The sequence below is a fragment of the Actinosynnema sp. NPDC037264 genome (assembly GCF_055603705.1).
Map to the genome: position 1 here is coordinate 40,448 of NZ_JBVJVK010000041.1, position 12,455 is coordinate 52,902.

Here is a 12,455-nt window from a genome sequence, read left to right on the forward strand (position 1 = left end):
TCAGGCGGCCGGCACCAGCAGGACCACGGTCTCCGCCACGCAGCCGGGCTTCGGGTTGCCCTCGATCTCGACGGTCACCTTCACCACCGCCTGCTTGCCCTGCGCCGCGTCGGTGATCTCCGCCAGCTCGGCCCCGGCCCGCACCCGCGACCCGACGGTCACCGGGCTCGGGAAGCGCACCTTGTTCAACCCGTAGTTCACGCCCATGGCCAGCCCCTGCACCGCGTAGATGTCCCGCACGAGCAACGGGATCAGGGACAACGTCAGGTAGCCGTGCGCGACCGGCGCGCCGAACGGCCCCGCGGCGGCCTTCTCCAGGTCCACGTGGATCCACTGGTGGTCGCCGGTGGCGTCGGCGAACAGGTTGATCTCCGACTGCGTGATCTCGTGCCACTCGCCGTGGCCGAGGTGCTCGCCCTTGGCGGCCGCGAATTCCTCCAGGTCAGCGAATACCCGCATGGTCAGTCCTTCGGTCCGCCGGCGACGTAGATGACCTGACCGGACACGAACCCGGCGCCCTCGCTGACCAGGAACGACGCCGTGTGCGCGATGTCCTCGGGCGTGCCGACGCGCTGCACCGGGATCGCTGCGGCCGCGCCCTTCTTGAAGTCCTCGAAGTCGACACCGACCCGGGCCGCCGTCGCGGCGGTCATGTCGGTCGCGATGAACCCCGGCGCGATCGCGTTCACCGTCACGTTGAACTTGCCCAGCTCGATCGCGAGCGTCTTGGTGAACCCCTGCAGGCCCGCCTTGGCGGCCGAGTAGTTCGCCTGGCCCCGGTTGCCCAGCGCCGACGTGCTGGACAGGTTGACGATCCGGCCCCACTGCGCCGCCGTCTGGAACTTCTGCACCGCCCGGCTCATCAGGAACGTGCCGCGCAGGTGGACGTTGATCACCGCGTCCCAGTCGTCGTCGGTCATCTTGAACAGCAGGTTGTCCCGCAGGATGCCCGCGTTGTTGACCAGCACGGTCGGCGCGCCGAGCTCGTCGGCCACCCGCTGCACGGCCGCGTCCACCGCCGCGCTGTCGCTGACGTCGACGCCCACCGCGATCGCGGTCCCGCCGGAGGCCTTGATCTTCTCCACGGCTTCCGCGCAGCTGTCCTCGTCGAGGTCGAGGAGCGCGACGGCCATGCCGTCCTGCGCGAGCCGCGTGGCTACGGCGGCACCGATGCCGCGTGCGGCACCGGTGACGATGGCCACCCGTGCGTCCGTCTCGGCCACGGTCAGTCCTCCTTGATCTGCGGGCCTAAGCAACCGCTTAGTAACCTACCGGCGACGTCGCCTTGACGCCAGAGCGTGTCAGGAGAACCATACCGACTGGTCGGAATGCCAGCCAGAGGAGGCGCGGTGGAGTTCTCGGGCAAGGTCGCACTGGTCACCGGTGCCGCGAACGGCATCGGCGCGGGGGTGGCACGCCGACTGGCCGCCGCCGGCGCGTCCGTCGTCGTCGCGGACGTGGACGACGCGCGGGGCCAGGCCGTGGCCGACGAGATCGGCGGCGTGTTCGCGCACTGCGACGTGCGCGACCCCCGGCACAGCGAGGCGGCGGTCGCGACGGCCGTGCAGCGGTTCGGCGGGCTCGACATCGCCGTGCTCAACGCGGGCATCGCCACCGGCTTCGGCCTGGGTGAGGACTTCGACGCCGAGCGGTACCGCGCGGTCATGGGCATCAACCTCGACGGTGTGGTGTTCGGCGTGCACGCGGCGTTGCCCGAGCTGAAGAAGCGGGGCGGCGGGCGCATCGTCGCCACCGCCAGCATGGCGGGCCTGATGGCCATGCCCATGGACCCCCTCTACGGCGCGAACAAGGCCGCCGTCGTCGGCCTGGTGCGCGGCTTGGCGCCGGTCGTCGCCGCCGACGGCATCACCGTCAACGCGGTGTGCCCGTCGTTCGCCGACACGGCCATCATCACCGGCTTCAAGTCCGCCCTGGAGTCCGCTGGGATGCCGGTCATGAGCGTGGACGACGTGGTCGACGCGTTCGTCTCCGTGTTGCGCGACGGCAAACCAGGTGAATGCTGGTTCGTGCAGGCCGGACGTCCCAGCGCGCCCTTCACCTTCCCCAACCCGCCGGGCCCGCGCACCGCCACCGGTGAACGCGTGCGGCTCGACCACGACCCGATCGCCAAGGAGAACTGAGCACCGTGCGCGCCATCCAGATCACCGAGTTCGGCGGACCCGAGGTCCTCACCGAGGTCGAGCTGCCCGACCCCGTGGCGGGCGAGGGCGAACTGCTCGTCGACGTCAGCCGCGCGGGCCTCAACTACGCCGACACCCACCAGGCCGAGAACTCCTACCTGTCGAAGATGGAGCTGCCGCTGGTGCCCGGCGGCGAGGTCGTCGGCACGGCGGGCGACCGGCGCGTGGTCGGCCTCACCAACTTCGGCGGGTACGCGCAGAAGGCCGTGGTGCCCGAGGCGACCGCGTTCGACGTGCCGGACGGCGTGGACGACCTGACCGCGTTGAGCATGGTCGTGCAGGGGGCGACGGCCTGGCTCCTGCTGCGACGCAGCGCGCACCTCGAGCCGGGGGAGAGCGTCGTCGTGCACGCCGCCGCCGGCGGGGTCGGGTCGCTGGCCGTGCAGCTGGCGAAGAAGTGGGGCGCGGGACGCGTCATCGCCACCGCGAGCACCGAGGACAAGCGCAAGCTCGCGCTGGACCTGGGCGCGGACGTCGCGGTCGACTCCACCGCGGCGGACATGACCGATGCGCTGCGCGAGGCCAACGGCGGGCGGCGGGTCGACGTCGTGCTGGACATGACCGGCGGCGCCGTGACCGACCAGAGCATCGCCGCGCTGGCGCCGTTCGGGCGGCTCGCGTTCTACGGGATGGCCAGCCGGGAGCAGCCGACCCCCATCGCCCCGGGCAAGCTGCTGGTCCACTCGACCACCGTCGCCGGCATGTGGCTGCCGCACGCGTTCAAGCTCCCGGGCCGCGTCGTCCACCGCGCCATGGCCGAGCTGTTCGACCTGGTCCTGGCGGGCGACCTGCGCGCCGTGCCGGGCGGCGAGTACGGCCTGTCCGAGGTGCGCCGGGCGCACGAGGACCTGCGCGCCCGCCGCACCACCGGAAAACTGGTCCTCGACCCGTCACGCTGACACATCACGGAGCCCTCACCGTTCCTCCGGTGAGGGCTCCGTCGCGTGCGTCGGTCAGTTGAGGCTGAACGTTCCGGCCAGCCGGCGCAGCTCCGGGATCCTGGTGCTGAGCATCCAGAAGAACTTCTCCGCCGCGTCGGGGGTGAGTGCGACAGTCGCCGCCGTGCCGAAGCTGACTTCGTAATCGCCGTCAGCGGTGATGAATTCCTTGAATTCTGCCTCACTGGTGATCCGGAGATACGACGTCTGCTCGATCGCGTCTGCTGGTTGTGCCATCTGCGGACAACTCCCTTTCTGTCACGTGGTATCGCTGCTGCGGCTCGCACGGCGGAGCCACGGGAATCGGCTTCGGCAGTCGTGGCAGTTGCAGCGGACGCATCGGTGAAAGCGCACGAGCACCACTACGAGCGTCGTTACACCGATCGACACCAGGATTGCCCACCACATCGTCCCCATCCCACCGTGCGATCGCGATGTTCGCCTGGCCCGCGACCGTTCGACTGCCGCGAGCGACTCCGTTCCTATCGGCTTCGCCCAGCGGCGGCCGTGATCGACGCGTCTGGCGGTGTCTGGTCGGCGGTCTGGTGGTGTCTGGTCTCGTGCAGCTGCGAGCGGTCTGGTATGAGGTGCGCTACCGTCTGGTATCGCGTGAAGTAAGGGGCAGGCTGTGGCACAAGGTCTCGACGTGGTGGGCACACGGCTGAGGGCTGCCAGGGAGTACGCCGGGTTCTCCCTCACCCGCATGGCGCAGGCGACCAACTACTCGAAGTCGTACCTGGGACTGGTCGAGACCGGTGTCAACCCGGTTACGCTGGAAGTCGTAGCGGCGTACGAACGAGCATTAGGGGTCGGCGTGTATCGAGCGGATATCAACCACCCGAGACTGCGGAAGATCGAAAGCCCCGAACAACTGCAACACATTCAGCAGGCCGTGGAGAGCGGAAATCCGGACATCTTCGCCCAGGGGCCGACGTCCAGTTCCATCGACGCGGCCGTGGCTCCCGTGCTGGGGCCGGAAGCGATCGGGCATTTCCGGCGATGGGCCGTCAGCGGGGAGACGTCGACGCTGCGGGCCAACGCGGTGAGCATCTTGGGTTTCCTGCCGGGCAGGGAGAACGCCGACGTCGTGGTCAGCGTGCTGGAGACCGACGGTGTCGTGCGGCGGCTGTGCCTGGCGTCGGAGGTGTCCCGGCTGACTCAGTGCGCTTGGGAGGTCGCTCTCGCGGTCGCCGACGACCCCGCCGGCGCGCCGGAACCCCGGCGGCTCGCGACCAAGTTGGCCAAGGAGGCTGTCGACCCGAAGGACACCGAAGCGCGCTGGTGCGCGGGCTACCTCCTCCAGCGCATGGCGGTCGTTCTCGGCCCGGAGAGCTGAGGCGATGCCCGGCATCGTCGGGTGACGGCGGCTGGTGCTCGACCCGTCACGCTGAGGAAGGGGTGCCGTCGCTCACGCTCGGGCGGCGGCACCCGTCCCGGGCAGGTCAGTCGCTCAGTTCGGCCAACGCGGCCTTGACCTTCGCGAGCTCGGCCTCCAGCTCCTCCATCCGCGTGCGGTGCTGGGCGCGGGCCGCCTCGATGACCTCGTCGATACCGCCCGCGATGTCGTCGTGCAGCTCCTTGGCCGCCCGCGACACCGCCGCGGCCGAGATCGTCAGGCCCTGCACGACCCGCTTGGTGCCGTGCACCAGGTCTGCCTGCCACTCGCCGTCGGCGGTCCCGGTGACGGTCAGCGTCAGCTCGACCGTGCGGGTCTTCTTGGCCGTCGACTTGGGCCGCTTCGCCGCGGGCTTGGCCTCCGCGGGCTGTTCGGGCTGCTCTGCCTGTGCCACGGGTGCGACCTCCTGCTGCACGGGTGCGGCGGGCGCCTCGGCGTCCACCGTCTCTTCCTGCTCCACGAGCGTGTCCGCCTGCACGTTCTCGTCGTCCTCTCTGCGCATCCGGCTCGACCCGGCGTGATCATAGAACACGTGTTCGATGGTGGGTCGATTGCCCCGCACAGCGTAGGGTGTCGGCCTTGTGAGCGGTTGGAGGGACTTCCCCGCTCGCCGGTTCTTGGACCGGTTGAGCGACGAACTCGGAATTGCGGCGGTGCTGGCGCCTGGCGTCCTGGCGCCGGGGGTGCTGGCGGCGATCGACCAGCACGGTGCGGCGGTGCGCGACATCCTCGCGTTCGGCGTGCCGGCGGCGGCGGTGGCCGGCGCGGTGCTGCTGGCCGGGTACGCCAAGGGCGTGCTCGACGAGGCGAAGGCGCAGGGCTGGGAGCCGCCGGCGATCGTGGACTGGGCGAACGCGGACTGGCTGACGCTGAGACTGGCCTCCGTCTGCCACCTCGCCCGGCGCGACGAACCGGCGTTGGAAGGCTAGGGCCAGGTCTCGCGCGGAAACGCCGATCGCACCACGTCACGCCGGCTAGCCTGAGGTCGGGAGCCGACCGCGGGGGCGTGAAGGTGAACACAGCCTTGAAGGTGATCGCCGCGTTGGGCGGTCTCGTCCTCGGCGTCGTCTACGTCGCGACGGAGCTGACGACGGTCTCGGTCGACGCCGAGGTGGTGCGCGTCGAGCACAGCAAGGCGACGCATCCCCCGTGGCGGCCGGTGGTGCGGTTCACGACCGCCGATGGCCGGTCGGTCACCGCCACGCTCCCGAAGGAAGGCGAAGCCCGCCGTCCCGGGGACCTCGTGGCCATCCGCTACCACCCGCGCGACCCGACGCGGGCCGATTACGACGACGACCGCGTCACGTCGATCGCCTTCACGTTCCTCGTGGGTCTGGCCGTGGTATCGACCGTCAACTCGGTGTTCCGGGACTTGGCGGCCGAGCGGAGAGCGCGGCGAAGCAGGCTGGGCCCGGGCGGCGGTCGCACGTGGAGTTCCGCGGAGCCCGGCCATCGACGCCCCGGCGGACTGCCTGAGCAGTTCCTCTGACCCGGGTCGGCACCGGTGGCATTGAACGCGCCTGCGGCGCTTCGGCCTGCCGTTTTGTCGGTGGGTGCCGGCAAAATAAAAGCAGGGGTCCCCTTGGCGAGGACCCCTGCGTAGCGTTCTCAGGTTGTCAGCGGACGGTGGCGCCGGTCAGCGCTGCTCGCCCGGGGGGAACTGGCCGGGGTGCGGCTGAACCGGTCGGGTCGGCTGGGCCTGCGGCATCGGCTGGCCCACCGGCGGCGTCGGCATGCTCGCCGCGTGCGCCGGGGTCTCGGTCATCCGGGTGGTCTGCTCGGCCGGCGACACGCCCTGCGCCGTCCGCTGCACGTCCTCACGGCCGCGCTGGTAGGCCTCGGCCTGCGCCTTGGCCTGCGGCGCCTCGTTCTCGGCCTTCGTCAGCCAGCCCTCCCACCGCTGCTGCATGGGCTTGATCAGGCCACCGCCGACGCCGATGACGGCGATACCGCCGACCGTGGCCAGGATGGTGATCAGGATCGGGGTGGTGACGGTGGTGGCGACGCCGATCTGGTTCAGCGCCGCGATCACGCCGAGCGCGATGATGAACCACGAGGCGATCTTGCCGAGCGTCGGCCCGTAGGACAGCCCGCCGAGCGCACGCGAGGTGATGTCCTGCACGGCCCGCGCGATGGCGGCGGCGACCACGATGATCACGATCGCGACGATCGCCCTCGGCAGCCAGGCCACGATCTCGGTCAGCAGGGTGCTCACCGGGTTCGAGCCGAAGATCCCGAACGCGATCTGGAGCGCGATCAGCAGCACCGCGTAGTACACGATCTGCGAAACCAGCCCCGAGGCGTCGAACTTGGAGCGCGCCATCGCGTCGCTGAGCCCACCGCGCTGCACGGCGCGGTCGAAGTGCAGGCGGGCCAGCAGCTTCTTCACCGCCGCGCGCAGCACCCGGGCGACGATCCACCCGATGAGCAGCACGACGAGGAATCCGACGAGTTTGGGCAGGAAGGTCACCACGTTGCGCAGGGCGTCACCGGTGGCGTCACCGATGCCTTGGGCCTGCACCGTCTGCGCGGCGAGCAGGGCTTTCATCGTCTTCGACCTCCTCGGTCGACCGGTTCGTCTCCAGCAACCGGTTACCCGAGGTGGCCACGCCAAACCTCTCGTCCTCCGACCGGGTGACGCCGGCGAAGGCGCACCGTGATCGGCGGAACCTCCCGCCCGGCAAACGCCCTGGTCAGACCTCTGGCGGCAGCTGGACCGCCCGGTCCACCTCCACGTGCGCGACGCCGGGCACGGCACCGAGCAGGTCGCCCACCCCCGGAGCGACCTGCCCGGTGACCACGCCCAACCCCTCCAGCACCTGCTCGACCACCATCCCGGCGTCACGCAACGCCGCCACGACGGTGGGCAGGTCGGCCACGCTGTCGTCGGCGACCGAGACCACGACCTTGTCCACGGGCGCCTCCGTCAGGGGCTCAGGGAGCTTGCACCAATCCTGCACCCACATCCGTGGAAGGCAAGCCCAGGCGACGACCGGTTTGCGCCAGCCTCGCCCACAGCTCCCACCCGCGCGCGTCGTGCTTCTCCGCGATGAGCGCCGCGACGCCCGCGACGTGCGGCGTGGCCATGCTCGTGCCCTGGATGCGCTTGTGCATGCCCAGGCCGCCGTCCTCCTTGTTCCAGCTGGAGTAGACGTCCACGCCGGGGCCGACGATGTCGACCTGGCCGACGGTGTCGACCGTGCCGCACGAGAAGAACGCGATCGCCCGCTGCACGTCCACCGCGCCGACGGAGAGGATCGACGGGCAGTTGGCCGGGTGGCCGACCGGCGCGACCTTGCCCGGCCGGTTGCTCTCGTTGCCGGCCGCCGCGATGATCAACGTGCCCTTCGCCAGCGCGCGCATGGCGGCCTGCTCGAAGATCTGCGAGTGCGGCGTGCCCGGTCGCACGCTCGCGCCCAACGACATCGAGACGACCGCGCAGCCGTTGGCGATGGCCCACTCGATGCCCGCCAGGATGCCGCTGTCGGTGCCGCTGCCCTGGTTGGACAGCACCTTGCCCGCGTAGATCTCCGCCTCGTACGCGACGCCGTAGCCGGGACCGCCGCTGGCGGCCTTGCGCGGGCCCGCGGCCGAACCGATGCAGTGCGTGCCGTGGCCGTGCGCGTCGTCCACCGTCTCACCGGGGACGAACGACTGCGTCATCACGGTGCGGCCCGCGAAGTCGGGGTGCGCGACGGTGAAACCGGTGTCGAGCACGGCGACGCGCACGCCCTTGCCGGTGGCCGAGCTGATGTTCGCGCCGACGGCCTGCAAGCCCCACGTGAACACCGACTCGTCCACGGCGGGCGCCGCGGTCGTGTCGGGCGGCGCGGTGTAGGCGTGCACGACCCGTTCGGCCTCGACCACGGAGATCGGGCCCGGCGCCTCGGCGGCCCGGGTCAGCTGCTGGACCTGGTCCGGTGTCGCGTTGACCACCGCGATGCCGAGGTCCTGGAAGATGACGCCATCGGCAGCGGCGACCTCGGCCCCGGTGGCCGAGTCCGCGGTGCTCGCGGCGCTGATCCCGGCGACCCGGTTCATCTCCCTCGCGCCGGCCGTGACCGACTTGTCGTCGAGGAGCACGAGGAAGCGGCCGGTCGTCTCGGCTTCCGTTGGTTGTGACATGACGACCCCCTTCGGGGTTGGACGGCAGTCAGGTGTAGCGCCGGATCACGCTCGGGCTCAATCGGCCGGAAGAGTTGGCCGCGAGCGCCGAGCGTGTTCGTATGCCGTAGTGGAGCCGTCGGGGCCCGAGGAGATACAGGTCAGGCCGTCGCCGGTGCGGGACCACGCTTTCGGGTGAACTTCCTGGCCAACGGCTCCACCACGCGTGCCGCGACCGGCCCCAGCACCGCCATCAGCAGCACGTAGGCCGTCGCCAACGCCGCCAGCTGCTGGTCCACCGCGCCGGACGCCACCGTCAGCGACGCGATCACGATCGAGAACTCGCCGCGCGCCACCAGCGCCGCGCCCGCCCGCGCCCGGCCCATCCGACCGATGCCCTGCCGCCGCGCGGCCCACCACCCGGTGGCCACCTTCGTCAGCGTCGTCACCACGGCCAGCGCCACCGCGAGCGCCAGCACCGGCGGTATCGACGCCGGATCGGTGTTCAGGCCGAAGACCACGAAGAACATCGCCGCGAACAGGTCGCGCAACGGCTCCAGCATCCGGGTGGCGTTCTCCGCCGTCGACCCCGAGATCGCGATGCCGAGCAGGAACGCGCCCACCGCCGCGGACACCTGGAGCTCGGACGCCACACCGGCGACCAGCAGCGCCGCGCCGAGCACCTTGAGCAGGAACACCTCCGGGTCGGGGCTGTCCACCAGCGCCGACACGTACCGGCCGAACTTCAGCGCGATCACCAGCACGACCGTGATGGCCGCCAGGGAGATGCCCACCGCGGTCAGCCCGCCGACGAAGCTCACGCCCGCCAGCACGGCGGTCAGGATCGGCAGGTACACCGCCATCGCCAGGTCCTCGAACACCAGCACCGACAGCACCACCGGGGTCTCCCGGTTGCCCAGCCGGCCCAGGTCGCCGAGGACCTTGGCGATGATCCCGGACGACGAGATGTAGGTGACGCCGCCCATCGCGAGCGCGCCCAGCGGCCCCCAGCCCAGGATCAGCGCCGCGATCACGCCCGGCGTCGCGTTCAGCACGATGTCCATGAGCCCGGCCGTCCACGACCGCTTGAGCCCGGTCACGAGCTCGGCGGCCGAGTACTCCAGGCCGAGCAGGAGCAGCAGGAGGATGACGCCGATCTCACTGGAGAGGTGCGTGAAGTCCTCGATGCCGTGCAACGGCACCAGGCCGCCCTGCCCGAAGGCCAGGCCGCCGATCAGGTAGAGCGGGATCGGGGAGATGCCGATCCGCCACGCCATCTTGCCGAGCAGGCCCAGGCCGAAGAAGACCGCGCCGAGTTGGATCAGCGCGAGTGCGGTGCTGTGCAAGGTGTTCAGCCACCGCCCAGCAGTTCGGCCGCGGCGCCGAGGCCGTCCGCCGTGCCGACCACGACCACGAGGTCGCCGCCCTGGAAGACGAAGTCGGGGCGCGGCGACGGGTGCACCGACCCCGCGCGCACGACGGCCACGATGGACGCGCCGGTGCGGGTGCGCAGCTCGGTCTCGGCCAGCGGGCTGCCGTCGAACCGGGAGCCGGGCACGATCGGGAACTGCTTGGTGGAGATCCCCGCGACCTCGCGCTGCTGCTCCTGCAGGTGCGCGACGAGCTGCGGCGAGCCGAGCAGCCCGGCCAGGGTGCTCGCCTCGGCGGGCGTCAGCGCTATGGACGCCGTGCAGTCGTCGGGGTCGTCGAGAGACGAGACGATCAGCTCGAACTTGCCGTCACGGTGCGTGATCACCCCGATCCGTCGGCCCGCGCGGATCATGAAGTCCTGACGGGTGCCGATCCCCGGAAGCGGCGTCACCTCGACGTTCACACCATGTGATCCTAGTCGAGTGACAGGACTGGTTCGCCCGATCGATCGAGGCTGGGTCGTGCGCGACCGCGTGCCCGGGCCGGACGTCGACGAGTTCGCCGAGCCGGAGCGGATCGTCGCCGCGCTGGCCCGCGCCCGTCCCGGCACGCTGCTCGCGGTCCAGCACCCGCACCGCACGCCCGCCGCGCTGGCCGCCGGGTCGAGCCTGCTCGACGCCCTGCCGCACGCCGTCGCGGAACTCGCCCACCTGCGGCGCAACGCCTACCGCGAGGTGCGGGACGTGGTCGCGCCGTACCGGGTGGACGGGCCGGACGGCACCGCCCACGGACTGCTGTGCATGGTCGACCCGGCCGCGGTCGGGCACACCGAGGAGGTGTACCCGGACGTCGTCGCCGAACGCGCCCGCGTGCTGGCCGGCCTCGGCTGCGTGACGAGCGCGGCGATGCTGGTGCCCGTGGCCCGCGAGGTCCGGCTGACCCGGCTGGTGGCGGAGGTCGACGACGAGCCCGCCGTGTCCGTGGTCGATCCCGGCGGGCGGCGGCACTGGCTGTGGCTCGTCGGTCCGGGAGAACGGCAGGACGCCCTGCTGGACGCCGCGGGCGAGCACCCGCTGATGGTGGCCGACGGCAACCACCGGGTGGCGGCGTCGGCCGGGCTGTCGGGGCTGTTGGCGCTGGTCACGGCCGGTCCGGACCTGCGGATCGGGCCGATCCACCGGGCCGTGGCGGGCAGCGGGCTGTCGCTGGCGGACATGGTGGTCGCGTGGCGGGGGCTCGGGCTGGTGGTGACGCCGGTCGACGCGGCGACCCGCCCGTCACCGGGTGTGGTGGTCGTGGTGGCCGGGTCGTCCGCCGTGCGGGTCGAGCTGCCGTCGGCCGGCGTGGACCACGCGTTCGTCGAGGCGGTGCTGCTGGACAAGGCGCTCGGGCTGGATCCGGAGAGCCCGCACGTGCGCCCGGTGACGGGTGACGTGCCCGCCGAGGGGGTCGACGCCGTGCTGCTGATCGCGCCCGTGCCGCTGGCGGACGTGCTGGCCGTGCACGAGGCGGGCGGTCGGATGCCGCGCAAGAGCACCTACTTCACGCCGAAGCCGCGCAGCGGGCTGTTGCTCGCGGACTTGGACTGAGGCCGTCGACTGGCACTCTCGGTTTGATGGTGAGTGGCTATTTCCTGATACCACTTCGGCGACCACGCTGGTGACGTGTACGTGCCCGCTCACTTCGCGCCCGACGACGAGTCCGTCCGTGACCTGCTCCGGCGGCACGGCGCGGCCGACCTGGTCACCGCCACGGAGCGGGGGTTGGTCGCCACGTTCCTGCCGTTCGTCTACGACGAAGAGGCCGGGGTGCTGCGAGGGCACCTGGCCCGCAACAACGAGCACTGGCGGCTCCCGGTGGTGGGGGAGGGGATGGTCATCGTGCGCGGGCCGGACGCCTACGTCTCGCCGTCCTGGTACCCGGGCAAGGCCGAGCACGGGCGGGTCGTGCCGACGTGGAACTACATCACCGCGCACGTCCACGGGCAGGTCACGTTCCACGACGATCCGGAGTGGGTCGGGCGGGCGGTGCGGGAGTTGACCGGGAAGCACGAAGCCGGTCGGGAGCGGCCCTGGGCGGTGGACGACGCGCCGGGGAAGTTCATCGCCGGCCAGCTGCGCGCCGTGGTGGGGGTCGAGGTGGCCATCACCCGGGTCGAGGCCAAGTGGAAGCTCAGCCAGAACCGGCCCTCGGCCGACGTCGACGGCGTGGTCGCCGGGTTGCGGGCCGAGGGCGACGACGCCTCCGCCGCCGCTGTCGACCGGGCCCGGCGTCAACCGGCCGCCGCCGAGTAGTCCACAGCTTCCCGGCCCTTTGACGAGTAGTCCACAGCCTGGCTCGCGAGCGCCCACACCGTCAGACCTTGCCGGCAGGATAAAAGCAGGGGTCCCCTTGGCGAGGACCCCTGCGCAGCGTGGGTGCAGCGAGAACCCCTGCCCAGCGTGG

16 protein-coding genes are annotated in these 12,455 nt (G+C 71.3%); 7 read left to right on the plus strand and 9 right to left on the minus strand.

Annotated elements, in window-relative coordinates; genetic code table 11:
- Window positions 1-459, minus strand: a complete 459-nt coding sequence (locus ACZ7GX_RS32240) for a MaoC family dehydratase (protein WP_498782178.1) — start codon at window positions 457-459, stop codon at window positions 1-3.
- Window positions 460-461: 2 nt separating this feature from the next.
- The gene (gene fabG, locus ACZ7GX_RS32245; protein WP_498782180.1) at window positions 462-1,223 is read right to left on the minus strand and encodes a 3-oxoacyl-ACP reductase FabG; all 762 of its coding nucleotides are present in this window, start codon (window positions 1,221-1,223) and stop codon (window positions 462-464) included.
- 126 nt (window positions 1,224-1,349) lie between these two features.
- On the opposite strand from fabG, the gene ACZ7GX_RS32250 reads away from it, so the two are divergent.
- On the plus strand, window positions 1,350-2,141 hold the full coding sequence (locus ACZ7GX_RS32250; protein ID WP_498782182.1) for an SDR family NAD(P)-dependent oxidoreductase: 792 nt from the start codon (window positions 1,350-1,352) through the stop codon (window positions 2,139-2,141).
- Window positions 2,142-2,146: 5 nt separating this feature from the next.
- The gene (locus tag ACZ7GX_RS32255; RefSeq protein ID WP_498782184.1) at window positions 2,147-3,100 is read left to right on the plus strand and encodes a quinone oxidoreductase family protein; all 954 of its coding nucleotides are present in this window, start codon (window positions 2,147-2,149) and stop codon (window positions 3,098-3,100) included.
- 54 nt (window positions 3,101-3,154) lie between these two features.
- Here the strand turns inward: ACZ7GX_RS32255 and ACZ7GX_RS32260 are convergent, their stop codons facing one another.
- Window positions 3,155-3,376: a hypothetical protein gene (locus ACZ7GX_RS32260; RefSeq protein WP_498782186.1), complete on the minus strand. Its 222-nt coding sequence runs from the start codon at window positions 3,374-3,376 to the stop codon at window positions 3,155-3,157.
- Between the two features lie 391 nt (window positions 3,377-3,767).
- Between ACZ7GX_RS32260 and ACZ7GX_RS32265 the strand changes: the two genes are divergently transcribed.
- Window positions 3,768-4,475 carry a helix-turn-helix domain-containing protein gene (locus ACZ7GX_RS32265; RefSeq protein ID WP_498782188.1) on the plus strand — a complete coding sequence of 236 codons (708 nt, stop codon included), beginning with the start codon at window positions 3,768-3,770 and terminating at the stop codon, window positions 4,473-4,475.
- 106 nt (window positions 4,476-4,581) lie between these two features.
- Here ACZ7GX_RS32265 and ACZ7GX_RS32270 read toward each other — a convergent pair whose 3' ends face one another.
- Window positions 4,582-5,067 (minus strand): DUF6319 family protein, encoded by a 486-nt coding sequence (locus ACZ7GX_RS32270; protein ID WP_498782190.1) that lies wholly within the window; start codon window positions 5,065-5,067, stop codon window positions 4,582-4,584.
- 49 nt (window positions 5,068-5,116) lie between these two features.
- On the opposite strand from ACZ7GX_RS32270, the gene ACZ7GX_RS32275 reads away from it, so the two are divergent.
- Together ACZ7GX_RS32275 and ACZ7GX_RS32280 are read left to right on the plus strand one after the other, a co-directional pair.
- On the plus strand, window positions 5,117-5,464 hold the full coding sequence (locus ACZ7GX_RS32275) for a DUF6401 family natural product biosynthesis protein (RefSeq protein ID WP_498782192.1): 348 nt from the start codon (window positions 5,117-5,119) through the stop codon (window positions 5,462-5,464).
- A gap of 83 nt (window positions 5,465-5,547) precedes the next feature.
- Window positions 5,548-6,024: a DUF3592 domain-containing protein gene (locus ACZ7GX_RS32280; RefSeq protein ID WP_498782194.1), complete on the plus strand. Its 477-nt coding sequence runs from the start codon at window positions 5,548-5,550 to the stop codon at window positions 6,022-6,024.
- A 147-nt stretch (window positions 6,025-6,171) separates the two neighbouring features.
- Here the strand turns inward: ACZ7GX_RS32280 and ACZ7GX_RS32285 are convergent, their stop codons facing one another.
- From ACZ7GX_RS32285 to ACZ7GX_RS32305, 5 genes are all read right to left on the minus strand, one after another.
- Entirely contained in the window at window positions 6,172-7,083 is a 912-nt protein-coding gene (locus ACZ7GX_RS32285) for a mechanosensitive ion channel family protein (RefSeq protein WP_498782196.1), read from the minus strand.
- Between the two features lie 145 nt (window positions 7,084-7,228).
- Window positions 7,229-7,450: a hypothetical protein gene (locus tag ACZ7GX_RS32290; protein ID WP_498782198.1), complete on the minus strand. Its 222-nt coding sequence runs from the start codon at window positions 7,448-7,450 to the stop codon at window positions 7,229-7,231.
- A gap of 19 nt (window positions 7,451-7,469) precedes the next feature.
- On the minus strand, window positions 7,470-8,660 hold the full coding sequence (locus ACZ7GX_RS32295; protein ID WP_498782200.1) for a S8 family serine peptidase: 1,191 nt from the start codon (window positions 8,658-8,660) through the stop codon (window positions 7,470-7,472).
- A 140-nt stretch (window positions 8,661-8,800) separates the two neighbouring features.
- A complete protein-coding gene (locus ACZ7GX_RS32300; protein WP_498782202.1) occupies window positions 8,801-9,985 on the minus strand; it encodes a cation:proton antiporter in 1,185 nt (394 codons plus the stop codon).
- A gap of 5 nt (window positions 9,986-9,990) precedes the next feature.
- Window positions 9,991-10,473, minus strand: coding sequence for a cation:proton antiporter regulatory subunit (locus ACZ7GX_RS32305; RefSeq protein WP_498782204.1), 483 nt, complete (start codon window positions 10,471-10,473; stop codon window positions 9,991-9,993).
- Window positions 10,474-10,492: 19 nt separating this feature from the next.
- Here ACZ7GX_RS32305 and ACZ7GX_RS32310 point away from each other — a divergent pair, with 19 nt between their 5' ends.
- Together ACZ7GX_RS32310 and ACZ7GX_RS32315 are read left to right on the plus strand one after the other, a co-directional pair.
- Complete coding sequence (locus ACZ7GX_RS32310) at window positions 10,493-11,599, plus strand: DUF1015 family protein (protein ID WP_498782206.1); 1,107 nt, start codon at window positions 10,493-10,495, stop codon at window positions 11,597-11,599.
- Window positions 11,600-11,674: 75 nt separating this feature from the next.
- A complete protein-coding gene (locus tag ACZ7GX_RS32315) occupies window positions 11,675-12,304 on the plus strand; it encodes an FMN-binding negative transcriptional regulator (RefSeq protein WP_498782208.1) in 630 nt (209 codons plus the stop codon).
- The last annotated feature ends 151 nt before the right edge of the window (window positions 12,305-12,455 follow it).

Excerpts from the sequence above, each read along its gene's own strand:
- ACZ7GX_RS32240 (WP_498782178.1), bottom strand. The coding sequence starts at position 459 with ATGCGGGTATTCGCTGACCTGGAGGAATTCGCGGCCGCCAAGGGCGAG.
- ACZ7GX_RS32260 (WP_498782186.1), bottom strand. The coding sequence starts at position 3,376 with ATGGCACAACCAGCAGACGCGATCGAGCAGACGTCGTATCTCCGGATC.
- ACZ7GX_RS32285 (WP_498782196.1), bottom strand. The coding sequence starts at position 7,083 with ATGAAAGCCCTGCTCGCCGCGCAGACGGTGCAGGCCCAAGGCATCGGT.
- ACZ7GX_RS32295 (WP_498782200.1), bottom strand. The coding sequence starts at position 8,660 with ATGTCACAACCAACGGAAGCCGAGACGACCGGCCGCTTCCTCGTGCTC.